This is a genomic window from Rasiella sp. SM2506 (assembly GCF_050859505.1).
Classification (GTDB): Bacteria; Bacteroidota; Bacteroidia; order Flavobacteriales; family Flavobacteriaceae; genus Marinirhabdus.
Genome location: NZ_CP193934.1, coordinates 1,528,771 through 1,553,299, shown reverse-complemented (window position 1 = coordinate 1,553,299; position 24,529 = coordinate 1,528,771). Strand labels below are relative to the sequence as shown.

General features: G+C 39.2%; 16 protein-coding genes. 6 read left to right on the top strand and 10 right to left on the bottom strand.

The window, feature by feature from the left end:
- The first annotated feature begins 54 nt into the window (after positions 1-54).
- Positions 55-2,301, top strand: coding sequence for a transglycosylase domain-containing protein (locus tag ACQ2HF_RS07010; protein WP_432412813.1), 2,247 nt, complete (start codon positions 55-57; stop codon positions 2,299-2,301).
- Here the strand turns inward: ACQ2HF_RS07010 and ACQ2HF_RS07005 are convergent.
- From ACQ2HF_RS07005 to ACQ2HF_RS06975, 7 genes are all read right to left on the bottom strand, one after another.
- Positions 2,298-3,515, bottom strand: coding sequence for a bifunctional folylpolyglutamate synthase/dihydrofolate synthase (locus tag ACQ2HF_RS07005; protein ID WP_432413064.1), 1,218 nt, complete (start codon positions 3,513-3,515; stop codon positions 2,298-2,300). The genes ACQ2HF_RS07010 and ACQ2HF_RS07005 overlap by 4 nt on opposite strands.
- Positions 3,516-3,521: 6 nt before the next feature.
- Entirely contained in the window at positions 3,522-6,026 is a 2,505-nt protein-coding gene (locus ACQ2HF_RS07000; protein ID WP_432412812.1) for a VPS10 domain-containing protein, read from the bottom strand.
- Positions 6,027-6,070: 44 nt separating this feature from the next.
- The gene (locus ACQ2HF_RS06995; protein ID WP_432412811.1) at positions 6,071-6,895 is read right to left on the bottom strand and encodes an energy transducer TonB; all 825 of its coding nucleotides are present in this window, start codon (positions 6,893-6,895) and stop codon (positions 6,071-6,073) included.
- A gap of 135 nt (positions 6,896-7,030) precedes the next feature.
- Complete coding sequence (locus ACQ2HF_RS06990) at positions 7,031-7,423, bottom strand: ExbD/TolR family protein (protein ID WP_432412810.1); 393 nt, start codon at positions 7,421-7,423, stop codon at positions 7,031-7,033.
- A gap of 1 nt (position 7,424) precedes the next feature.
- Positions 7,425-8,123, bottom strand: coding sequence for a MotA/TolQ/ExbB proton channel family protein (locus ACQ2HF_RS06985; protein WP_432412809.1), 699 nt, complete (start codon positions 8,121-8,123; stop codon positions 7,425-7,427).
- Positions 8,124-8,261: 138 nt separating this feature from the next.
- On the bottom strand, positions 8,262-9,644 hold the full coding sequence (nhaD, locus tag ACQ2HF_RS06980) for a sodium:proton antiporter NhaD (RefSeq protein WP_432412808.1): 1,383 nt from the start codon (positions 9,642-9,644) through the stop codon (positions 8,262-8,264).
- Between the two features lie 117 nt (positions 9,645-9,761).
- Positions 9,762-10,988 carry a Glu/Leu/Phe/Val dehydrogenase dimerization domain-containing protein gene (locus ACQ2HF_RS06975; RefSeq protein WP_432412807.1) on the bottom strand — a complete coding sequence of 409 codons (1,227 nt, stop codon included), beginning with the start codon at positions 10,986-10,988 and terminating at the stop codon, positions 9,762-9,764.
- 249 nt (positions 10,989-11,237) lie between these two features.
- On the opposite strand from ACQ2HF_RS06975, the gene ACQ2HF_RS06970 reads away from it, so the two are divergent.
- A complete protein-coding gene (locus ACQ2HF_RS06970) occupies positions 11,238-12,878 on the top strand; it encodes a hypothetical protein (protein ID WP_432412806.1) in 1,641 nt (546 codons plus the stop codon).
- Between the two features lie 2 nt (positions 12,879-12,880).
- Here the strand turns inward: ACQ2HF_RS06970 and ACQ2HF_RS06965 are convergent, their stop codons facing one another.
- Together ACQ2HF_RS06965 and ACQ2HF_RS06960 are read right to left on the bottom strand one after the other, a co-directional pair.
- Positions 12,881-13,300, bottom strand: coding sequence for a DUF2452 domain-containing protein (locus ACQ2HF_RS06965; protein ID WP_432412805.1), 420 nt, complete (start codon positions 13,298-13,300; stop codon positions 12,881-12,883).
- A gap of 27 nt (positions 13,301-13,327) precedes the next feature.
- Complete coding sequence (locus tag ACQ2HF_RS06960; protein ID WP_432412804.1) at positions 13,328-14,392, bottom strand: anhydro-N-acetylmuramic acid kinase; 1,065 nt, start codon at positions 14,390-14,392, stop codon at positions 13,328-13,330.
- 194 nt (positions 14,393-14,586) lie between these two features.
- Between ACQ2HF_RS06960 and ACQ2HF_RS06955 the strand changes: the two genes are divergently transcribed.
- Complete coding sequence (locus tag ACQ2HF_RS06955) at positions 14,587-15,729, top strand: acyl-CoA dehydrogenase (protein ID WP_432412803.1); 1,143 nt, start codon at positions 14,587-14,589, stop codon at positions 15,727-15,729.
- A 387-nt stretch (positions 15,730-16,116) separates the two neighbouring features.
- On the opposite strand, the gene ACQ2HF_RS06950 is transcribed toward ACQ2HF_RS06955, so the two are convergent.
- Positions 16,117-18,018 carry a putative porin gene (locus ACQ2HF_RS06950; protein WP_432412802.1) on the bottom strand — a complete coding sequence of 634 codons (1,902 nt, stop codon included), beginning with the start codon at positions 18,016-18,018 and terminating at the stop codon, positions 16,117-16,119.
- A 108-nt stretch (positions 18,019-18,126) separates the two neighbouring features.
- Here ACQ2HF_RS06950 and ACQ2HF_RS06945 point away from each other — a divergent pair, with 108 nt between their 5' ends.
- The 3 genes from ACQ2HF_RS06945 to ACQ2HF_RS06935 all read left to right on the top strand — a co-directional run bounded on the left by ACQ2HF_RS06945 (position 18,127) and on the right by ACQ2HF_RS06935 (position 24,323).
- Positions 18,127-18,726, top strand: a complete 600-nt coding sequence (locus tag ACQ2HF_RS06945; RefSeq protein WP_432412801.1) for a ribonuclease HII — start codon at positions 18,127-18,129, stop codon at positions 18,724-18,726.
- 124 nt (positions 18,727-18,850) lie between these two features.
- Positions 18,851-21,289, top strand: coding sequence for a hypothetical protein (locus ACQ2HF_RS06940; RefSeq protein WP_432412800.1), 2,439 nt, complete (start codon positions 18,851-18,853; stop codon positions 21,287-21,289).
- A 94-nt stretch (positions 21,290-21,383) separates the two neighbouring features.
- Positions 21,384-24,323: a response regulator gene (locus ACQ2HF_RS06935; RefSeq protein WP_432412799.1), complete on the top strand. Its 2,940-nt coding sequence runs from the start codon at positions 21,384-21,386 to the stop codon at positions 24,321-24,323.
- The last annotated feature ends 206 nt before the right edge of the window (positions 24,324-24,529 follow it).

Below are 24,529 nucleotides of genomic sequence, written 5' to 3'. Positions count from 1 at the left end.
AAAGGGTCCTGCTACCCGCTCCAATATGTTACATTGCATAGTGTAAACCTTTATATGAAAGTTAACAAAAAATTCAAACAAATTTTAAAAAAAATAGCCATTGCCCTTGGCATTGCTTTTGGTTTGGCTTGCTTCTTTATGGGCACTGTTTACTTTGGCCTCTGGGGCGCGTTGCCTTCAAACAAAGAATTAAAAGAACTTTCGCAATACCGGGCTTCCGACATTTATGATATCAATAATGAGCTCATTGGTAAATTTTATATCGAAAATAGGCAGCCCATTCCGCTGGACAGTATTCCACAACATGTACTAGACGCCGTTATCGCTACCGAAGATGCACGGTTCTACGAACACAATGGCATTGATACAAGTAGTTTGTTTCGAGTGGTAATAAAATCTATTTTGTTACAGGATAAATCGGCTGGCGGTGGCAGCACGCTTACGCAACAATTGGCTAAAAATCTTTTTAAACGGAAAGAATTAAGCATTTTCACCTTGCCCGTGGCCAAATGCAAGGAAATATTTATTGCCAAAAGAATAGAATCGATTTATGAAAAAGACAGAATTCTAGAACTCTACCTTAACTCTGCCCCTTTTAGCGGAAATACCAATGGCATTGAAAGTGCATCAAGAAAAATTTTTAATAAGCCTGCTCAAAAATTAACCACCTCAGAAGGAGCTACCCTTATAGGCACCTTAAAGGCTACCACCTATTACAACCCTTACAGATATCCCGAACGTAGCACAAAACGCCGTAATGTAGTGCTACAGCAAATGTACAAGTACAATTATCTAACGGAAGCTGCTTTGATAAAATTTCAGCAAGATTCCTTGGTAACAGATTTTGCCAGGTTCGACGAGCAAAATGGCCTGGCTCCCTACTTTCGGGAAAAATTAAGACAACGTATGCTTATCTGGTGTAAAGAGAATACGAACCTTTTAAAACAACCCAATTTATATACCAGCGGTCTAAAAATTTATACGACCCTAGATAAAAAAATGCAGGAATACGCCGAAGCTGCTACCCGGGAGCATTTGCAAAAACTCCAGGGACAATTTGAAGGGGAATACGGAAGTAAAAAACCGTGGGGACAAAAAACCGATCTCTTTAAAAACAAATTAAAAACTACAAACGCCTATATAAAACTGAAAGAAAAAGGATATACAGAAGCGGTTATTCTGGATTCTCTGCGCATAAAACGAAAAATGAATGTATCAAGTTTCGGCAAACAGCGAAAAGTACGTTTCAGCACTATGGACAGTTTGGAATTTTATTTAAAATCTCTGAACACGGGCACCTTGGCTGTTGCTGCAGACGGCGCCATTAAAACGTGGGTGGGTGGTGTAGATTTTGAAAATTTTAAATACGACCACATACAGAGTAGAAGACAGGTTGGATCCACTTTTAAACCTATCTTATACGCAGCAGCTTTGGAAAGCGGTATGCAACCTTGTGATTATATTTCGGCACGAGAGGTAGCCTATGAAAATCTAGACAATTGGACGCCATCAAATTCTGGTAATAAAGATGAAAAATATATAAACTATAGTATCAAGGAAGCGCTCACGCAATCTATTAATACCGTTTCGGTAAAAATTATTGAAACAACAGGAATTCCAAAGGTAATTGCCCTTTCAAAAAAACTAAACATTACCTCCAAACTGCCTGAAGTTCCATCCTTGGCACTAGGTACAGCAGAATTGAGCGTTTTGGAAATGGCAGGTGCTTACACCGCTTTTATAAACGAGAGTAAAGCATCTATACCCTACTACTTGGTGAAAATTGAAAATGCACAAGGTAAAGTCCTCGAAAAATTCGACCCACCAACGCCATCAAAAGAAGCCTTTTCTAAAACTACCCGACAACAAATGCTTGTCATGATGCAAAATGTTGTGAATAATGGTACTGCAAAACGTCTACGCGCTAATTATTTACTTAAAAACCAGTTGGCAGGAAAAACAGGAACTACACAGTCCAATAAAGACGCCTGGTTTGTAGGTGTAACCCCTACTTTAGTCACAGTAACTTGGGTAGGGCACGACGATCACCGTATTGGTTTTAAAAGTACACGCGTAGGGCAAGGAGCGAACGCAGCATTACCCATTACGGCGAAATTACTTCAAAAAATGAATAGCGATAAACGCTTTGATACTATCACCAAAGCAAGATTCCCAATACCAAGCAAAGAAGTTCTTGCTTCCTTAGACTGCCCACCCACAAAAAGAGATGGATTTTTAAAGCGTTTATTTACCAATCCCGACAAAAAGAAGACCAAAAATTTTAACGGTAAGAAAAACTAAACCACCTCTGCCACAACAAACGTACTTCCTCCTACAAAGATTAAATCGGTTGGATGCGCGCTTTTTTTAGCAGCTTTTAGAGCGCTCTGCACACTTGGGAAAAGGTTTCCTTTTAATCCGAAATTTTCTGCTTGTTGCATTAGTTTCGCAACTTCCATTCCTCTTGCTATGTCTGGCTTGCAGAAATAATAGGTAGCCGATTTTGGAAACAGTGGCAAGACCGTTTCGACCGCTTTATCACTTACAAAGCCTAAAACTATATGTAGTTTTTCAAATTTTTCGCTTTGTAATTGTTTTAACACATACGTCAATCCCTCCTTGTTGTGCGCGGTGTCGCAGATTATTTTAGGGTTTTCCTGCAGTGTTTGCCATCTCCCTTGCAAGCCTGTATTGTCAACTACATTTTGTAGTCCTTTCCCTAGATGTTGAATCCCAATATTGTATTTTTTTTGCTGTAAAATCTTTACTACAGCTTGTACAGTTCTTATATTACTTTTTTGATAATCTCCCTTCAAATCTGAAGGCAATAAAGTTTCCGTAGATTGAAATGCCTTGTAAAGTTTTGAATTATTTTTTAATGCAATTTCTTCAAAAATTGCAAGTGTCTCTTTGTGGTATTCTCCTATCACTACTGGAATTTCAGGTTTTATGATCCCAGCCTTTTCGGAAGCGATTTCAGCCAAGGTAGTTCCTAAGAACTGTGTGTGATCTAACCCAATATTGGTAATGACTGAAACTTCCGGCGTGATAATATTTGTGCTATCCAGCCTGCCTCCCAGCCCAACTTCGATAATGGCAATGTCTACTTTTTTATTTCGGAAATAATCAAAAGCTAGACCAACTGTCATTTCAAAAAATGATAATTGATGGGATTCAAAAAACGATGTATGGGTTGCGATAAAGGTTGATACCGTGCGTTTCGGGATCATCTCCCCGTTTATTTTAATTCGCTCTCTAAAATCTTTTAGATGTGGCGACGTGTACAAGCCTACGGTATATCCCGCTTCCTGCAACACCGATGCTAACATATGGCTGGTAGAACCCTTCCCATTAGTTCCAGCCACGTGAACGCTTTTAAAACCATCTTCAGGATGCTTTAGATACGCTGCAAGCCTATGGGTATTATCTAAGTTTGCTTTATAAGCAGCTTGACCCACACGTTGATACATGGGAAGTTGTGCAAAGAGCCAGGTTACTGTTTCAGAATACTTGATAGTGTGTTATTTTAAGATCAACTTTTTGGTTTGGCTAGTACTCTCGGTTGTAATCTTTAAGAAATACGTACCCGCTTTTAAGTTTGCTACTGAAATTTTCAAGTTGCGTTCATCATTAAATTTGAACTGCCTCACTATTCTTCCCAAAGCATCATATACTTCAACCGAAGCATTTGCAGCAGTTTCAGCAAGTGTAACTGTCGTAACATCTGTTGCAGGGTTTGGAGCTACGGCACTAGTGGTGATTTTAGAAATTTCAGCAGTACCTAAAATTACTGTAGAAAGGTCTAATTTATAAATAGAGCGTCCGTAGGTTGCTGCATACAACACATTGCTTGACTCGTGAATATGCAAATCTGTAACTAGTACTGAAGGCAAATTACCATCTATAATTTCCCAATTATAATCACCTGTTCCTGCTCCAAAAATACCTACATCTGTGGCGACATAAAATTTTCCAGCGGCATCCTTTACAATATCATTTACTGGAATATCCGGCAAAGCAGCTCCAATAGCACCCCACGATTGTCCTTGCGTATTGCTGGCATAAATATTTCCATTATCTTCTCCATACCGGTAGCCAGACAAGGTTACATAAACCCTATTTACATGGTTGCGATCTGCCAAAACTTTGGTCACCCAACGGTTAGGAATCCCTACTGAAATATTAATCCAATCCATTCCGCCGTTTTGGGTCATCCATACATTTCCATCGTCTGTACCTACATAAATTAGATTGCTGTCCAACGGAGATACGTCTATGGTGGTTATGGTTCCGTAGGTATTATTTCCACCTCCAGAACCGTTGGTTAAATCGGGACTAATAGCGGTCCAGCTTCCTGCGGCATCGATAGTTTTATACAATCTGTTGGCACCGTAATACAAGATTTGTGAATTGTTTGGATCGAAGGTCACTGGCGTATCCCAATTTTTACGATCACCTCCTGCAATGCCATTAGTTGCTCCAGAAAATGAAGCTGCATTATTGGTAGATTTCACAAAACTACCCCGTTGTGATAAAGCATAAATTACGTTGGTATCCGTAGCATCGACCAACGGTTGGAAACCGTCTCCTCCATTAATTACATTCCAATTGCTTACTCCGCCCGTCGTGGTTCGCATGGTACTATTATCTTGCGCACCAGCATATACTTTGTTTTCGTCTTGGGGATCTACGTATATTCTGTATAATTGAGTAATTGGCAAAGTGATACCCTTGACTGAAGAAGCCCCGTCATTGCTACTGTAATACAATCCGCCATCATTACCCAGCAGGACTTCACCAGCTGTGGAAGCATTAAAAGCCATCGCATGCTGATCTACATGTACATTTGGAAATGAGGTTGACCAATTAGCACCGCCATCGATTGATTTTTGTACCTCAAAGTCTACATTATAAATAGTGTTTTCGTCCGTAGGATCTACAAATATTCCTCTAAACCACCAATGAAACCCTACATTGGTAAGCTGCGCAGCGTTTTGCTCCTGCCATGAATCACCCCCATTTTGGGAGCGATATACTCCTTGAATACTTCCTGCTGCATTTGCGTACCGTGCGTAAAGTACATTGGGATTAGACTGAGAAATATCGATACTAATCCGTCCTTTTTCGCTGGCTGCTGAAGGTAATCCTACAGTCATTTCTGTCCAGGAATCCCCACCATTTGTGGAGCGGTACAATCCCGAAGTTGCTCCTCCAAAAACTGTGGCTTCTGGTCTACGAATGCGTTCCCACATAGCAGCGTAGATGATATCGCCATTGACTGGATGTATGGCCATATCTATAGCTCCAGTGATATCACTTACAAACAATACCTGATCCCAGGTATCGCCTCCGTCTTGGGTTCTGTAGACGCCACGGTTAGTATCATTTCTGAAAAGAGGCCCCATGGCGGCTACAAGAATATTATCTTCGTTATTTGGATCTATGACAACTTTTCCTACGCTTCCAATATTTGGAAGACCTTTAGCTTGCCAGGTAGCTCCAGCGTCTTCAGACTTGTAAATACCATCGCCATCGTATACCAAAGAACCACCTCCAGCATTGGGCTCTCCTGTCCCAACCCAAATCACATCGGTATTAGTTTTTGAAATTTCCATATCGCCAATGGAGAGCATATCCATGTCATCAAAAATAGGTTGCCAGTTTGCACCACCGTTCGTTGTTTTAAAAATACCACCTGAAGCTGCTCCTACATAATAGGTATTCGCATCGTCCACAGGAATTTCAATATCTGTAATTCGCCCGCCGACATTTAAGGGGCCTGCAAATTCCCAAACATTTAATTGATTGCGTTGTGTGGCTAGTTGTTCTTTTTTCCACTGAATAGCTTCGCGATAGGCTTCCGGTTTAATTTCACCTTTAGGATAGGCGCGCTGCAGAAACATAAAATCTGCTGGGACTTTTTCTGAAGTTGGGGCAGTTGTTTTTTTGGAGGATTCTTCGGTAGTAGAATTACAAGCAATAAAGAGTGTTGCTATTCCGAGGAACAGATAAGCGAAAGGTTTCATAGCTAAGCAAATTAGACTATAAAGATACTTAAAACTCAACTGAATTATTGTGACAATGTGAAGTTGTAGATAATCTTACCGATTTGTTTTGCAGGTGCCTTTCCGTCGGAATTGAATTTGGTGGCACGCGCATTTTCTTCAGCTTTTTGAATTAAACATCTGGTATTATTTGTAGTACCACGAGCACCTCCTTTTGCGGTTATTACGTTACCATTTCTATCCACTTCAATACTTACTACAACTTTGCCAGCTTCGTTACATTCCTGCGGATTTCTAGGTTTGTTAAGGGGTTTTCTTCCCCCTAAAAGGTAATTTCCATCACCATCAAGTCCTTTTCCGGTACCATAATAGCTTTTTGCATTTGGATCACCGTTAGGATCACCTTTATCGCCACCACCTGTTTTATCATCCCCTTCGCTACCTTTGGCTGTACCGTCACTCTTGGGGCCGTTAATGAGGCTTTCCAAGGCATTTTTGGTTGTTTTATCGGGCGTTTTCTCTACGGGTTTTGGCGTTTCTTTTTTAGGTTCCTCTTTTTTTGGAGTTTCCTTTTTAGGTTCTATTTTCTTTTCTTTTTTGATTACCGGAGCGTCTTCATTGTCTTGCGTGACAACTTCTTCCTTAATGTCAGTTTTGGGTTGTGAAGTGGGTGGTGGTGTGGTTTCCTGTGGTGCCGACTTGATAGGCGCTGTAGGTTGAATGTTGCCGCTCCCCGTGTCTGTAGTTCCAAAATTTACTGCAATTCCTTCCTCTGGTGGCGGGTCTAAATACGTTAACCCTACAAAAAACAACAAAATAAGCAACAGCACGTGTAAAATTACCGTGATGGTCATGCTCTTTTTTTTATGTTTTGTGTCTAGGATACTCATTTTATTATTTTCTATTATTGTCCCCTCTCCGCCGCGGCGGATCTCCCCTTAAGGGGAGAAAGTATTTAAAATTTAAATAAATTAGTCTTTGAGTTAGGCCAGCCTAAACTGCGCACTGCAATTGAATACTGCATACTAATTAGGACGTACTGCTAAAACGACTTTAAAGCTGTTTTTATTGGCTATGTCCATTACAAATACGGCATCTTCAATAGGCACGCCTTCTTCTGCTCTTAGAATAAGGGTGGGTTCTTTTTCCCCTGCAAAAATACTTTGCAATTGTTTTTCTATTTCGTATTCGCTTACACGTTCTTTATTTACATAATAGGCGCCATCTTTAGTAATGCTTACCGATGCTTTTTGTTGGTTCGTAGATTTACCTTTCGCTTTTGGGAGGATTAAATCCAGGGCATCTGGTGTGATGGCTGGCGAGGTTAACAAGAAAAACACCAACAGCAGGAATACAATATCGGTCATAGAACTCATACTGAATTCCGGGCTTACTTTATTTCTTCCGCGTAAGTTCATATTATGCTGGCTCGTTTAGTAGGTCTAGAAAATCTACGGCTGTCGCTTCCATCTGGTGTACTACTTTATCGGTACGCACTACCAGGTGATTGTACCCCATATAGGCTATAATACCTACAATAAGTCCTGCTACCGTGGTTGTCATCGCTGTGTAAATACCTTCTGCCAGAGCGCCCATTTCGGCTTGACCACTACTGGTTGCCAATTGGTGAAACGCTAAAACCATCCCGATCACGGTTCCTAAGAAACCAATCATAGGTGCTGCACCCGCAATGGTTGCCAAGATGCTCACGTTTTTTTCGAGTTTGTATACTTCCAGACGTCCTGCATTTTCAATAGCGGTGTTGATGTCTTCTAAGGGACTACCAATCCGGCTGATTCCTTTTTCGGTGAGTCTTGAAACGGGTGTGTTTTGTTGTGCGCAAAGTACTTTTGCGGCTTGTATATTTCCACTGGCTACATTGTCTTTAATTTGATGCATAAAATTACCATCTACAGCAGTTGCTGCTTTAATGGCGAATAAACGTTCAAAATAAATGTAAACTGCAACAAACAGTAGAATAAAAAGAATTCCAATAATGATCTGACCTCCAAGGCCTCCATCCATGACTAATTCTAAAACAGAAAGTGTTTTCTCTTCAACAACGGGTTCCAGGTCTACAGCGTCTTGTGCACCGTCTTGTAAAAAAAGTGAGAGCATAGGCAAAAGTTAAGTTTTATAGGTAACGAGATATGATGGCTGAAATTGTCTAAACCCATAGGAGTTTAACAACAATTTAGAAGTATATAACTATTCTCACTAGGGCAAAACCCTAGTAAGAATAGTTATTTTATAATTTTAATGTGCAAAGATCACTCTTTCAATGAGTAAGAAAACACCAGCGCCAGCTATAAAACCTACAAAGGCTAGCCATGCTATTTTCTTTAGGTACCAGATAAAATCTATTTTTTCCATTCCCATAGCGGCTACACCAGCGGCAGAACCAATAATAAGCATACTTCCACCTGTTCCTGCAGAATAGGCAATAAAGTGCCACAACACAGAATCTGTTGGGCTATCGTACATTCCTATTGAGGCAGCTACTAATGGAACATTATCAATAATAGCAGAGAATATCCCAAGTAATATTACCACAACATCCTGATTAGGGATGGCAGCTTGCAATACTTCGGCTAAATAACGTAGGGTACCTACTGGATCTCCTTCTGCGGAAACACCATAGACCAGACTTTCCAATCCTGCTACGGCCATTAAGATTCCGAGGAAGAAAAGGATGCTTGAGATTTCAATTCTAGACAATGCTTTGTGTGCAGAGTATAGGTGTTTTCTTTCCTTGCTAAAATCTTCTTCTGGATGAATATATTCTGAAACCAACCAAACAATACCTAAGGCAAACATCATTCCTATATAGGGAGGAAGGTGTGTTATGGTCTTAAAAATTGGCACAGAAACGATCATTCCCAACCCTAAAAACAACATAGTTTTACTACTAAGCAACCGTTCTGAAACAGCATCTTCTTCCAGTTCTTCGGTTTCTATATACCCTCGGAACGGCTTCATATAACTTGCTATTAAGAATGGCAGGGCAAAACAAACTACCGATGGGATGATTACATATTCCATCAATCCACCCGCAGTTACTTTCTTAGCAATCCAAAGCATCGTAGTGGTTACATCACCAATAGGCGACCACGCACCACCAGCGTTGGCAGCAATTACCACCATAGCAGCATACCACAATCGGGTTTCTCTATTAGGAATTAGCTTACGTAATAACGTTATTAAAACGATAGTTGCTGTTAAGTTATCAATGATAGCAGATAGTATAAATGCTAAGATTCCAATAATCCACAGTAATTTTCTTTTACTCTTAGTCTTTACGGCACTTTTAAGTACTTCAAAACCACGGTGTAAGTCAATAATTTCCACAATGGTCATCGCTCCGATTAGGAATATGAGGATTTCCGATGTTTTACCAAGATGATGGAGCAGGGTGTTTTCAAAACCTTCTTCGGCTACTTCGCCACCTCCCAAGAAATTAAATGCTTTTTCGTGCGTATCAATAACATCAAACCAGCCGGCATGAAAACCTATAGCCAATACTGCCCAGATAAGAGCAGCCATAATAAGTGCTGGGACTGTCTTGTCTAATTTAAGGGGATGTTCGAGTGTAATGGAAAGATAACCGATTACAAAAATGAGGATGATGATAGACTCCATAAAATGAGGTTGATTATTGTTTATTAATGCCTTTTGGCTCTTATTATCTATTTATTATTTCTTACCGTTATGAAATTAAAATTTCGTCTCTTCAAGTAATTCTGTTTAAAAACCTCACTAAAGTAGCTGTTTCAGTGCTATTTCAAAAGCAGTTTTGCTAATATTTGTTTTAGTACTATTGTTGTCAAACGTATTTTGAATGGCGTTTCTAATAGTGATAGACGTATCGTTAAAAATTGCTTCGTCCGTCATTTGCACTTTACGTTCCATAAAGTAGGCAAACACACGCGCCATACCACAGTTAGAAATAAAATCCGGGATTAAACTTACGCGCTCGTCGGTATATTCCATAATAGGACCGAAGAATATTTCTTTATCGGCAAACGGCACATTGGCACCACAGCTTATTACTTCCAGACCCGTATCGATCATAGAAGCTATTTGTTCTTTCGTAATTAATCGGGACGCCGCACAGGGTGCAAACACTTCACATTCCAGTGTCCAGACTTGTTTATTAATTTCCTCAAATGACAACATACTATCTGCCACTAAGGTGTTTCCATCTTTCTGAAGGAACAACTGTGTAATTTCTTCTTTACTGAAACCGTCTTTATTTATAATACCACCTACGCGATCTATAATTCCAACAATCTTCGCTCCCATTTCGGCAAGATAATACGCTGCAGCAGCGCCCACATTTCCAAAACCTTGTACAATGGCTCGTTTTCCTTTAACCGAACCTCCATAAATATCGTAATAATGACGCACAGCTTCTGCAACTCCGTAGCCCGTAATCATATCTGCCACCGTATATTTTCTTGAAACATCCGGGGAATAACTTGTGTTTTCCAACACTTTTATAACACCCTGGCGCAACTGCCCGATACGATTAATTTTATCAGCTTCGGTTGGGGTGAAATGGCCGTTAAAAACGCCTTCTTGTGGATGCCAAACTCCGCTTTGTTCTGTAATTGGGATTACCTCATGAATTTCGTCTACGTTTAAATCACCACCTGTTCCGTAATACGATTTCAGCAAAGGCGAAACAGCTTTGTACCAACGTTCCAGCACTCCTTTTTTACGAGGATCACTAGGATCAAAATTAATCCCAGATTTTGCACCACCAATAGCAGGTCCGGACACGGTAAACTTCACTTCCATGGTTTTTGCCAAGGAAAGCACTTCGTTTTCATTGAGCCCTGGACGCATACGTGTTCCGCCACCAGCAGCACCTCCACGAAGGGAGTTAATGACTGTCCAGCCTTCGGCTTCGGTTTCTGGATCGTTCCAGTGGAATACAATTTCGGGTTCTTTTTCTTCGTATTTCTTGAGTAATTCTTTCATTTGTAAGGAAACTTCGGTTGGTTGAATTTGAAGTAAAATAAGGATGCCTTTTCACTATTTTGAAAAAGACACTTGCAAATATACTATTTTGAAATAGGCATTTTGTTAAATTAAATTTATTTTAGAATGTGTATGTATGGAACAATTAAGATTTTAGTTCCCTTAACTTTTGGCATGAAATATAAAACCACGAGAAAGGAAATCTTCATGTCATTTTTTTCGTAATTTTAAATAATATATTAAAATCTGATGAAAAAACTACTCTTCCTTATAGTATCAATCTGGTTCGTATTTCCTTCTTTTGGACAAGGCAATGCTTTGCAACCCAAAGACTATTCGCAATTAGTTTCGCTATTTAAAGAATGGCGAACCTTTGAAAATCCCCCAAAACTGCATGGCGCTCCAGATTATACTGTTGAAACCTTCAAAAAACGCCAACCCTACTTTAAGGAATTACAAAATCGCTTAAAAGCAATTGACACCACAAACTGGACTATTCCCAACCAGGTAGACTGGATGGTTGTTTGGGCCGAAATGAACGGCTACGATTTTAATGAACGAATTTTAAAACCCTGGGAGCGAGACCCCGCATTTTATAAAACGGTTTGGGCTTATAAAAGCGATGTACCCGCTCACGAAGGCCCAACACATCACGCTGTTTTAGAATTATGGACCTACGCTTTCCCACTTTCCGAAGCCGAAAAAAACAGATTGATTGGCGATTTAAAAATAATCGCACCTTTAAACGAACAAGCAAAAAAGAACCTGACAGGAAACGCCAAGGATCTTTTTATTACTGGCATTAGAGATATAGAAGCACAAAGCGACCTATTGCAAAATCTGGCTACTAACGCTGAAGTGACGTCTGATAAAAAGCTTTTAGCGGTTATAAATGAAGCGCTGGACGCTACAAATAATCTAGTGTCCTGGCTTAAAACCGAAGCAAAAACCAAAACAGGAGCTTCGGGGATTGGGAAAGAGAATTATACGTGGTATTTACAAAATGTACATTTGGTTCCACTTACGTGGGAAGATGAAGAAATGATTTTGAAACGCGAACTCGCAAGAGCCTGGACCTCTTTAAAACTGGAAGAACATCGCAACAGAAACCTTCCTCAATTAAACGCTGCAGACTCACCAGAAGCCTATTCAAAAATGGCCGAAGAGGCTGCTAAAAGTCTGATGACCTTCTTAGACAAGCAAGAGATCTTAACTGTAAAACCTTATTTTGAACCTGCTTTGCGAACACATTTGGGTGAATACATCCCCAAAGAAAAACGAAATTTTTTCACCATTGGCGAGCATTACGACCCCAGACCATTGTATTCTCACTTTTATCATTGGTTTGAATTGGCGCGAATGGAATATGAACCCAACTCCAGTGACATACGTAAAGGTGCTTTACTTTATAATATTTTCGATTCCCGTAACGAGGGTACCGCGACAGCCGTAGAAGAAATCTTTATGCAAGCAGGCTTATACGATGACAGTCCACGCACCAAAGAAATAGTATACATAATGATTGCCCAACGCGCTGCCAGAGGCCTAGGTTCTTTGTATGCGCACGCCAATGAAATGACGATGGAAGAAGCGGGTGGCATCCATAGCGAATACACCCCACGCGGCTGGATGAAAACCGAAAAAGATCTCTTAATTTTTGAACAACACCTTTATTTACGCCAACCAGGATACGGCACCAGTTATATTACAGGAAAATATTTACTGGAAGCTGCCCTAGCAGAGTATGCAAAAATGAAAGAAGGCAGAAACGAACCTTTTAAACTGAAAGAATTTTTTGACACCCTCAACAGTATTGGCAATATTCCAATTTCACTGGGCCATTGGCAAATGACGGGATCTAATACACATTTAAAAGAAATTAAAGATTAATCTTACTTTGGTGTTTCTGCAACGCGTTCCCACAATTTATCGGTAGTTAAGGTAAAACTATCTATAAAATCCCAGGAACATTCTGAGGGAGAAATAATGGATAAAAACGGATCGCCATTTTTAGCTCTGTACAAATGATACAATTCGCCAATAACAGGCTCAAAACTGAATTTTGCTGAATAGATTAAATTGTTATATTCAAACGTATCCATCATGGTTTGATATTCCTTTTTTAAGGTTTCAAACTTTGTTTTAAAATGATGGTTAACTTTATGGACATTGGTATTTTTCCACGTAGTCATATCGTCCATCTTAATGGCAGGTGCGCCCAGGTTCGTGGAATACGGCTTGAGTGCAGCATCATACCTCCCAGTTTCTTCGTTAAAAACAACCTGATCTGGTTTTTTGGATTCTTTTTTCATAGCAGCACAAAGGTACGAAGCCGTGTGCTATTTGTGAAAAATAATTCCGCTGCTATGGTCTCGCTCGGCTCCTGTAACAGTTGCCAGACAATTTATTTCTTCCCGTAACCGTAGCACCCCCAACAACCCAAAAATTAGCGCTTCTTTATACTCAATCAATGGTGCTTCTGGAATTTTTAATTTAATATAGTTATGGAATTGAACACGCTCCAATAAATAATCATTGTACGCTCCGCCACCCGTCACTAAAACTGAAGCCCCTTCTTTAAACTGCTTTGCTAACTGCATCGCAATGTGTTCTGTAAATGTTGCAATCGCATCCGCTACAGAAATTTTGGATTTTTCAATAACGGGAAACACAAACTTTTTCACCCACTCCAATCCCAACGATTTAGGGGGTTCCATTTGATAAAACTGAAGTGTATTCAGCACGTCCAACAAATTACTATCAATGGTCCCATTTCTGGCAATAGTTCCACGATCATCGTAGGGTTTTCCTAGTTGTTGCGCTAATTCATTCAGCACAATATTTACAGGGCAGATATCGTATGCTATTCGTTCCCTGTTTGCTTCAAAAGAACAATTGGCAAAGCCGCCTAAATTTAAACAGTACTCATATTCAGAAAAAAGCAATTGATCGCCCATGGGAACCAACGGCGCTCCTTGTCCGCCCAACGCAACATCCTGCGTCCTAAAATCACAGACTACGGTTTGTTGTAAAAGCTCGGCTACTTCGGGCAGATTGCCAATTTGCAGGGTGATTCCTTTTTCTGGCTGGTGTAAAATGGTGTGCCCATGACTGCAAATTGCGTCTAGATTTTCAATATAATTTGTACTACTAAATTTTGAAATGACTTCTGCCAAATAGCGGGTATAGTCTTTGTTAAGTGTTCTTAGTCTTCCTTCAGAAAAATTCACGGCTTCCTTCAAAATTGTCACCCAAATTGAAGGATAGGGAACAGTTTTGGCTTTTCCTATTTCAAAAGTCCAGCTTCCTTCTGCAGAAATTTGGAAATCAATCTCCGCTACGTCAATTCCATCCAGCGAAGTGCCAGACATGATTCCTAAAACTTTATACGTATTCTTTTTCAAACCCAATTATTTATTTTAAAGATACTAAGATATGATCAAAAAAAAATCCAGAAGTAAGTTTTCTACATGGGTATGTCTTTGGAATTTGAAATCTGAAATTTGAGATTTCGCAATAATGCGGTATCTTTGCACGGCAATTCTGAAACGTATGTAACGAAGTGCCGTCTTTTTAACATTTTCAACAAAACACCACTATGGATTTTTCACTTTCTGAAGAACACTTAATGATACGCGACGCAGCCCGTGATTTCGCTAAAACCGAATTATTGCCAGGCGTGGTAGAACGTGACAACAAACAAGAATTCCCCACCGAACAGGTAAAAAAAATGGGAGAACTTGGTTTCTTAGGGATGATGGTGGATCCAAAATACGGCGGTGGCGGTATGGACACGGTCAGCTACGTATTGGCAATGGAGGAATTGAGCAAGGTAGACGCTTCTTGCTCTGTTATAGTTTCGGTAAATAATTCTTTGGTATGCTATGGTTTAGAAGCCTACGGAACCGAAGCGCAAAAACAAAAATATCTTACAAAATTGGCAACGGGTCAATCTATTGGCGCTTTTTGTTTAAGTGAACCAGAAGCTGGAAGTGACGCTACTTCACAAAGAACTACAGCCATTGACAAAGGAGATCACTACGTATTAAACGGCACCAAAAACTGGATCACCAATGGTAATTCTGCAGATTTCTACTTGGTAATTGCACAAACCGACAAAGAAAAAAAACACAAAGGAATTAATGCTTTTATTGTTGAAAAAAGCTGGGAAGGTTTTGAAGTGGGCCCAAAAGAAGACAAGCTAGGAATTAGAGGTAGCGACACCCACACCCTAAACTTTAACGATGTAAAGGTTCCTAAAGAAAATAGAATTGGCGACGATGGTTTCGGCTTTAAATTCGCTATGAAAACCTTAAGTGGTGGCCGTATTGGTATTGCTGCACAAGCGTTGGGAATTGCTGCTGGAGCGTATGATTTGGCACGGGAATATTCAAAAGTGCGTAAAACATTTGGCACTGAAATTTGCAACCACCAGGCAATTGCTTTTAAACTAGCCGATATGCACACTAGTATTGAAGCGGCGCGTCTCCTCGTGATGAAAGCCGCCTGGGACAAGGACCAAGGAAATAATTACGATATGAGCGGCGCTATGGCAAAACTATACGCCAGCCAAGTAGCGATGGATGTTTCGGTAGAAGCAGTACAAGTACACGGTGGGAACGGCTTTGTAAAAGAATATCATGTGGAACGTATGATGCGTGATGCGAAAATCACACAGATTTACGAAGGAACCAGCGAAATACAAAAGATGGTTATTTCTAGAGGGTTGTTACGGGATTAGCTTCTCCACCCCTAAATCCCCTTCCCAAAGGGAGAGGGGACTTTAAAAATATTTAATAATAAACTCGGTCTTTGGTCGGGTTTTTTTGTTGGGCGAGACCCTTTCCTGTGCTACTTCCATCGCACGGGTCGGGCTTTACGCTTCTACTCCGCTCCCGCTCTGGCGGGATGCGGGGTAACCGCTTCAATCCCTCTCGCAAGGCACGACAGGAAGGCGCAACAACCTTAGATCCTGAGAAAAATTAAAATAAAGAAAATTATAAACCTGGCTTTTTGGTCGGGTTTATTGTTTAAGCAGGTTGCAAAGCATTTAATTAAAACTTGAAAACTAAGGTAGCTGAGTGATTATTTGTTTTGCCCAAAAGCAAAACAAATAATTGTACCGAAGCTATAAAAAGAAATCCCAAACCAATCCAAACCGAATCACAGCATCACGATACGGATACGTAGGTGCAGAAAAGTGACTGTTGGTACTGTTGAATAATTGGTTTACATGTTCAAACTTAAAGAAGATTCTTGTTTGTCGCACTTTGGCATTAAAGAAAATATCTACCAAGGGAAAACCGCCTAGCTTTTGGTCGTTTTGCACGTAGAATTCGGCTAGCACGGGGTCGTAGCCATTCATATTATATTCGGTGAAATATTTGAAAGTAACTCCTGCTTGGATGAATGCTGCTTTTTCAAACCATTCGTCCTGATAGTAGATACTTTGTCTTGTAATGATTTCTGGAATATTGAGCACTTCTCCTCCCGTTAGGGCTTGCTGAATCATAACAGTATTCATTAACGCAAACCTTTTATAGCGAAACTCTTTTTCGGCTTTCACTTTAATATAATCCACACGCTCATTGTACTGCTGTGGCGTTGGTGTAGAATCGTTTGGTTGAATAGCAAAATACGTATAGTCGTCAATTCCCGTATACGTTAACGAAGCATCTAATAATTTTTTAGATTTCAGCTCAAACTGAAGCTCTTGCGTCTTCACATTGTTGAAACTGGTCTGCCAGTTGTAATTCACATAATCACTTTGGTACAGCAAAAAATTAAAATTAGGAGCAGATGAATGGATACTTGCCGAAGCCTTCACCCTATTGCTCTCATTAAAACTGAATGATGCTGCACCTTTTACATAATTAGCATCAAAATCGCCCGCTACGTTAATAAAACCTTCACCTTCCAGCGCAAAGCCTTTGTATTGTTTTTTATAGTTAGCTCCAGCTGTGATGATGTCGCCTTGTAGTCTGTTTGGAATACGACCATCGTCTAAAATTAATACCGAGTTATAACCGTAGTTATAATTTGTATACCCAACATACGCACCTATTTTACCTAATAATGAGTTGTCTAGCTTCGCAAAAGCCTGAGCATTAAAATCTTCCAGTGTCGTTTCTTTTTTCAGATTGGCAGCTTCGTAACTAGCTCCGTAACCAGCAAAAGGAGCAAGTTGTCGGTATTCGTAAAATTTGTCTTCGTAGCTTATTTGGTTTCCTATGGATAGTATATTATAACTTACACTATCTCGCTGGCTTATAAGTTCATACTCATGATCGCCATAAAACCGAAGTCCTTCTAGTTTATTTTCGGCATTTTCAAAATTTACGTCTAGTCTGGCGCGGTCGTCAAAATTACCTATGTTATTTACAAATAGAGGAATTGAGGTGCTAAGTAACCCTCCATTTTCTTCATTTAAAATATCTTGTGCTACTATATGCGCACGGATTTTATACCGGTTATTTTTAGTATGGTAATTTGATGTGAACCTAAAATTCCCAGTACTCGCCAAGGCTTGCTGGTATTGTCCAAGCGATCGAATACCTTTATATGAAATACTAAAATTAAACTGCTTACTGGTGTTTACCGTGAAGAATGCATCCAACTGCTGGCCTTGCTCGAAAGCGGTTTTAAAGTAAAGTTCAGACAAGGGGGTTGGCACACTGTAATAGGAAATAGCTTCAATTTGCTCGTAATTAAAGTGATGCCCCTGTGCTACAAACAAGGGTTTAAAATTCTTTCTGCTAAAATCATAGGCAAGGGTATTGTAGGTTTGCCCCACATTGGCAAAAGGTAACAATTCAAAATTATCCTTCCGCAGGTAGTTAAATTTATATTCTTTTTGAATACTAAGTGTAGTATCTATATAGGTAGTATCACGGTCGTGAGAGATAATTTTATAAAGGTCTATGGGAGGTTTTTCCTTTTTATCTTTTTTTGGCAGAGCAGCATTTTCATCCTGAGCCCACGAAAGCGTGGTTACAAAACAACACAAAACAAAAAGCAAAACGTTTTTCATGCAAATTTTAATAAGCGGTAAAGGTAAGATTTCAATTCTGAATTCAGAATTCAGAATTCAGAATTTTGAACCTCCTACCTACTTAACTATCTTTACCCCCTATTTGGTATGCTTCAACTTAAAATACATCACGAATTCTTAGAATGCGGTACAGACGAAGCCGGACGTGGTTGTTTGGCGGGACCTGTGACGGCGGCTGCGGTTATTTTACCAGACAATTTTAGCCATCCGTGGTTAACCGACAGTAAGCAACTTTCAGAAAAAAAACGTCTGGAACTTAGAACAATCATTGAAACCGAAGCCATTAGTTACGCTGTAACTCACGTGATGATGGATGAAATTGACAAAATAAATATTTTAAACGCTTCCATCTTGGCCATGCAACGCAGTATTAAAAAACTCTCCCCAATACCACAATTTATCGCTGTAGATGGCAACCGCTTTAAACCACTGGGAGACATTCCCTACGAAACGGTCGTAAAAGGCGATAGTAAATTTTTACACATTGCAGCGGCTTCTATTCTAGCAAAAACCGAGCGGGATGCTTTTATGAAAAATATTGCTGAAGAATTTCCCGCCTATGGCTGGCAACAAAATAAAGGGTATCCTACAAAAATACACAGAGAAGCCATTAGGCGATTTGGACCTACACCTTATCATCGTATGACTTTCAGGCTGTTGCCAGAGCAGCTATCACTAGATTTATAATTTAAATACACGTAAACTCCTCCTCATTTTTCTGAGGGAGGCTAGGTGGGGGACTGTTGAAAACACGTCAATAACCTTTTAATTTCTTCTTTAAAAACCCTACAATCCTCCCTATTTTTGTAGTATGGCTTTTTACACTAAAATATGCTTAGCATGGCTCTGTCTCTCTATTTTTATAGGGTGTGACCAGGAGCAGACTTCAACCAAGGAACTTTCGGCTTATGTGCCACAAGACGCTACCTGGGTTTTAAAAGTTTCCAATATGGAAGCACTGCAAAATGAAACATCAAACAATAAATTGCTTTCGGCATTTGAGGATGCTTCTCTCTATAAAATCCTTAACAAAAAAGGCAGCCTTCTCTCCTATCTAAATCTGAAAAACGAAAGTGTTGTAAGCCTTACAAAACGTAACGATAGCATTTGGGATTACACCATAGCAACGAGACAAGACTCACTGGTTTTTGTAATAGATTCGGTTGCAAACAAAAGTGTAGAAACATTGGAATATGATGGTGTAGTTGTACAGCGCATTACTTTAGATGGCGTAAAAGGTTTTACAGCAATAAAGGATAGTGTGTTTATAGCAAGTACCTCGCAACAGCAATTGCAGGCAATTTTAAAAGGGGATTCCCCTGCTTCAATAAATTTTGAAAAAGCATTTAAAGTGCTTAAAAATAATGAACTAACGTCTATTATTCCGAAGCCAACGTTTCAATTTTCAAAAGATGAGATACACATATTAGCAGACTATTCGTCATTAGATGTCTTTTTGGGACCTAACGGAATTAGAACTTCCGGAGTGGCACTGGCACAGGATACGTTACCAAAATTACTTTCAGTTTTTAAAGGGCAGATTGCACAACAAAACGATTTGGAACACATGATTCCAAATTCCGCCACCAAAGCAATTTCCATTACGCTTAGCGATGCTTCACTTTTAATTGAGAACTTAAAAAAGTATCGCAAGGATAGTATCTCTGTAAGCAAGTTAGATCTTTTTGGTTCGGCAAGTGAACTAGGTGAAATTGAACTTCCCGAAGGAAATGCTGTGGTATTAAAAAGTATAGACAGCGACCTTACCAATGAAGCCTTAGCCTCTTCGCTAACCGAACTAGAAATTTATCGTGACACGCCTATATCTAAATTTGATGACGGCAGTATTTTTAAGAAAATGTTTCGACCTTTTGTGCAAACCGATACCGTGTCCTTGGTGTTTCAGTTAGACAACTTTTTCGTTTTTGCTGAAAACAATAGTGTGGCGCAAACCATTATTTCAGCAGTAAAAAACAATACGTATTTAGGAAAGTCTACAGCATTTGAAAATGCACAGACACAAATTAGCAATGCATCTTCTTTTCTTAGCTACGGAATGAACGATGGTGTTGGTGAAGTGATAAATAATGCTTTAAAAAATGAAGCCATTAATCTAATTGCTTCTAAAAACCTGGATGATTTTTCATTGGCGTTGCTTCAGTTTAGGTTCGACCGTGATTTTGCTCATATTCATTTTGTTTGTGAGGAAACTAGTGGCACAAAGAGTACGGGTGTTGGAGTTTCAGAAGTTTTCAGCAAAACATTGGACAACACTATTATGGGGAGTCCTCAATTTTTTAGCGACCACCGCTCAGGCACTAAAAACATTGTAATACAGGATATTACCAATACCCTTCACTTACTTTCAAATAATGGAAAAACACTTTGGACCAAGCAATTGGACGGCGCTATTATTGGAAAAATAAATGAGGTAGACTTGCTTCGAAATGGGCAAAAACAAATAGCGTTTACTACTCAAAATAAATTCTACGTTGTGGACAGGAATGGTAAAGATGTAGGGGCGTTTCCTATAAAATTTAAAGATAAAATTACCCAACCCCTATCAGTTTTTGATTATGATAATAACCGGAAGTATCGTTTTATAATTGTACAGGGGAAAGAAATTTTGATGTACGATAGTAAAGGAAAAGTGGTGAGTGGTTTTACTTTTAAAAAGACGAAAAACACTATTACACTGCCCGTTGAGCACATACGTATTGGCAATAAAGATTATATTATTGTTGCTGAAGAAAATGGCACTTTAAACATTTTAAGTCGCACAGGAAAGTCGCGGATCTCTGTAAATAAAACATTCAACTTTTCAGAAAACCCAATTGAACGTGAAGGTTCTAGCTTTGTAATAATTACTAAGGAAAACGAAAAAATAAGTATCGATACCAACGGTAAAGTTTCCACTCAAAAACTGGAAGTGACCAACAATTATCATTTTACCACCTCAGGAAGTACCAAAGTTACTTTGGACGATAATTTATTAAGAATAGATGGAAGATTGGCAGAATTACCTTTGGGTATTTACACAAATCCACAGGTTTTTGTAGCTAACCGAAATGTATATATAGTCATTTCTGAAACACAGGAAAAGAAGGTATATCTCTTCCGTAAAAATGGAACCTTAATGAATGGATTTCCTGTTTTTGGAAGTTCGGGCGCATCAATTTCAGAAGCTAAAAACAAAATACTTCTAACGGTAATAGGTCAAGACAACGAGGTCGTTCTGTTTCAACTATAAAAATTGTAACGACACCTTGTTACATCTGTCACAGTTTTAAAAAGCTGATTTGCATATTATTGCATATCTTTAATGTACCAAACCAGCCCAACTTGTGAAAAAGCTTTTCATCTTTAGCAGTCTCTTATTCTTTATTTCTGGCATAGCGCAAGAGAAACCGTATGTAGCGACTATAAGCGCAAAAGATTCCTTAAAAATAGTTACGTACCGTACCAAGCTTTCGCAATATGTAAATCCCATTCCAGATAGTGCTTTTTTTTATGGAAGAAAAATAAAGGCAATGGCTATTAGTTTAAACTACGGAAAAGGGATTGCAGATGCAGATTACTTATTGGGCGCCTGTTTTAAACGTATTCAAGAAAATGATAGCGCTATATGGTATTTCAAAAACTCTTTAGCACTTTCTGAAACATTAGACTATGATATTGGTAAAGGTCGCTCCTATAACAATCTGGGTCGCACCTATTATTTACAAGGCAAGATGGATAGCTCCATTGTTGTAAGTAAAAAAGCCATTGCCAGTATTAAAAAAAGGGGCGCCGTAGAAGAAATGATCATTGCAGATTCCCATACTGCTTTGGCTACGGCTTACTCCAGAAAGAATGATATGAACAATGCCATTATGCATTTGTTAAAGGTAGATTCTATGCATCAAAATTCGGCTTTGCGACCCGATGTGATTGCCGCTGCGTATCAAAATCTAGGAAATATTTACCTGGAATTAGAAGAGTTTCCTTCGGCTATTGAACAGTTTCATAAAGCGAATGAACAATTCACCAAACTTCCCGAAGGTGCTTCACAATTTTATAAAAACACGACCAACGTCTATTTAGGCAATGCCTATTTGCAAACTGAAAAATTAGCCGAAGCAGACAGCTTGCTTTCCAATTCGTATAGCTACTTTAAAAAAGCGGAAGATCCGCGTTTAGTCGCCGAAATAGCAAGTTTTTTAGGACAGCTGGAACTTAAAAAAAACAATCCCGCGAAAGCTGAAACGTACTTTATTGAAAGTTTTACCACGCATAAAAATAATAACAGACCTCTGGAAGCCGCTCAAGGAGCCTTAGAAATTGCGAAGCTGGAACTATCAAAAAACCAAGCAGAGAAAGCCCTCTTTTTTATTGAACAAGCCAACTCCTTAAACCTAGATACACAAAACAGCAAGCTACGACAGGAGTTATTGTTATATAAGGCACAAGCATTTAGCCAAAAAGGAAATTACCAAGAAGCATATAAGTTTAGCAACCAAGCAAAAAAACTGCAAGATTCGCTTCAAAAAGTACAGAGTGCCGAAAAAATTAAAGAGATTGAAGCCATTTATGAAACTGAAAGCAAAGACCGTGAAATAAAACTACTCATATCTCAAAACGAACTAGCCGAACAACAAAAAACCAATCAGCGTAACCTTTTATTGGCAGGACTTGGGGTTACCACACTACTTGGGTTATTTTTCTTTTTTCAATATAGAAACAGACAAAAAACACACAAAAAATTACAAGAACTAGACAAAGCAAAATCTACCTTCTTTGCTAATATTTCACACGAGTTTAGAACTCCATTGTCACTAATCAAGGGGCCGATAGAAGACCAGCTAGAACAACCATCTTTAAAAGGAAATCAACGTAAAAATTTGTTGTCTGCTCAACGAAACACCCAGCGTTTAGAAGGGTTGGTAGAACAACTTCTGGCACTTTCCAAATTGGAAAGTGGTGCAATGAAACTACAGGTGCAACCTACAAACCTGGATTCATTTTTAAGGGCGCAAACCGAGTCTTTTCAATATATAGCTTCAGGCAAGAACAATAAGTATACTGTAGCTCTTCAGCCTATAAATGAGACCTACTGGGTAGATCAAGACATTCTAGAAAAAGTTTGTTTTAATCTACTAGGAAATGCTTTTAAGTATAGCCCGGATGAAGCCACGATACATGTAACGTCTGTTATACGTGAGGGTATATTAAAATTTACGGTTCAGAATACAGGGGTCTGGCTTACGGAAAAAGAACAAAATGATATTTTTATACGTTTTTATCAAACCCGCACCAACAATCCTGGATCTGGAATAGGATTGGCCTTAACTAAAGAATTGGTGCATTTGCACAAAGGAAATGTCGCTGTGACATCTTCCGAAGAAAAAGGGGTATTATTTGAGGTGAGCATTCCTGTTTCAGAAGGAATATACAGCACTGAAGAAAAGCTAAATCCACAATTATATACAACTGCTTCAGAATTTACTGAAAGCATTACAATTATTGAAACAGAGAGCAGCACTCCCGAAGATGCTCCATTATTACTACTAGTAGAAGATAGTAAGGAAATAAGAGATTATGTGGCTTCCATATTTGAAAGCACCTATACCGTACTCACAGCTACCAATGGAAAAGAGGGTTTTGAAGCCGCTCAAAAACACATACCCGACATTATTATAAGCGATGTAATGATGCCTGTAGCAGATGGATTTGAGCTTACAAAGAACTGCAAGGAGGATGCGCTTACATCCCATATACCTATTTTACTGCTTACCGCCAAGAACGAAATTACCGACCAGCTAGAAGGCTTGGGCATAGGTGCAGATGCATATCTTACGAAGCCTTTTAGCTCAAAATTATTAAAGGCGCGCATTAAAAACCTACTTGAAAATAGGCGAAAACTACAAGAGCGTTTCTCACATGATATTATTTTAAAGACCCAAGAAATTACCATTACGTCGGCAGACGAACAATTTTTAGAACGGCTTCAAAATGTAATGGACAAAGAATTAACCAACTGCGAATTTTCAGCCTCGGTATTTTGTGATGCCATGAGTGTAAGCAGAATGCAACTCCATAGAAAATTAAAAGCACTCACCGGATATTCCACTACAGAATTTATTAGAAGCCAGCGTTTAAAATTGGCAAAGCAACTCATCGAGCAGGAAAAAATCTCTATTTCTGAAGTTGGATATACCGTTGGTTTTAACGATCCTTCTTATTTTTCTAAGTGTTTTAAACAAGAATTTGGGCAATCTCCCACAGATTTCTTAAAAAAAGGATAAGCCTACACCCCTTATTTTACTGAACTTCCCGCCAGTTGTTACAAATGTTACAGCTTTCGATACATTCGTCATAGCCCTACGGCACCCTTCCTTCTAAGTTTGTATTGCTTACTACCCAGAACCATGACTAAAAAACGGTTTCAATACAACGGTAAGATTTCTTTGAATCTAAAGAATGAAATCTACTTGCATGTTGACCACCTAGA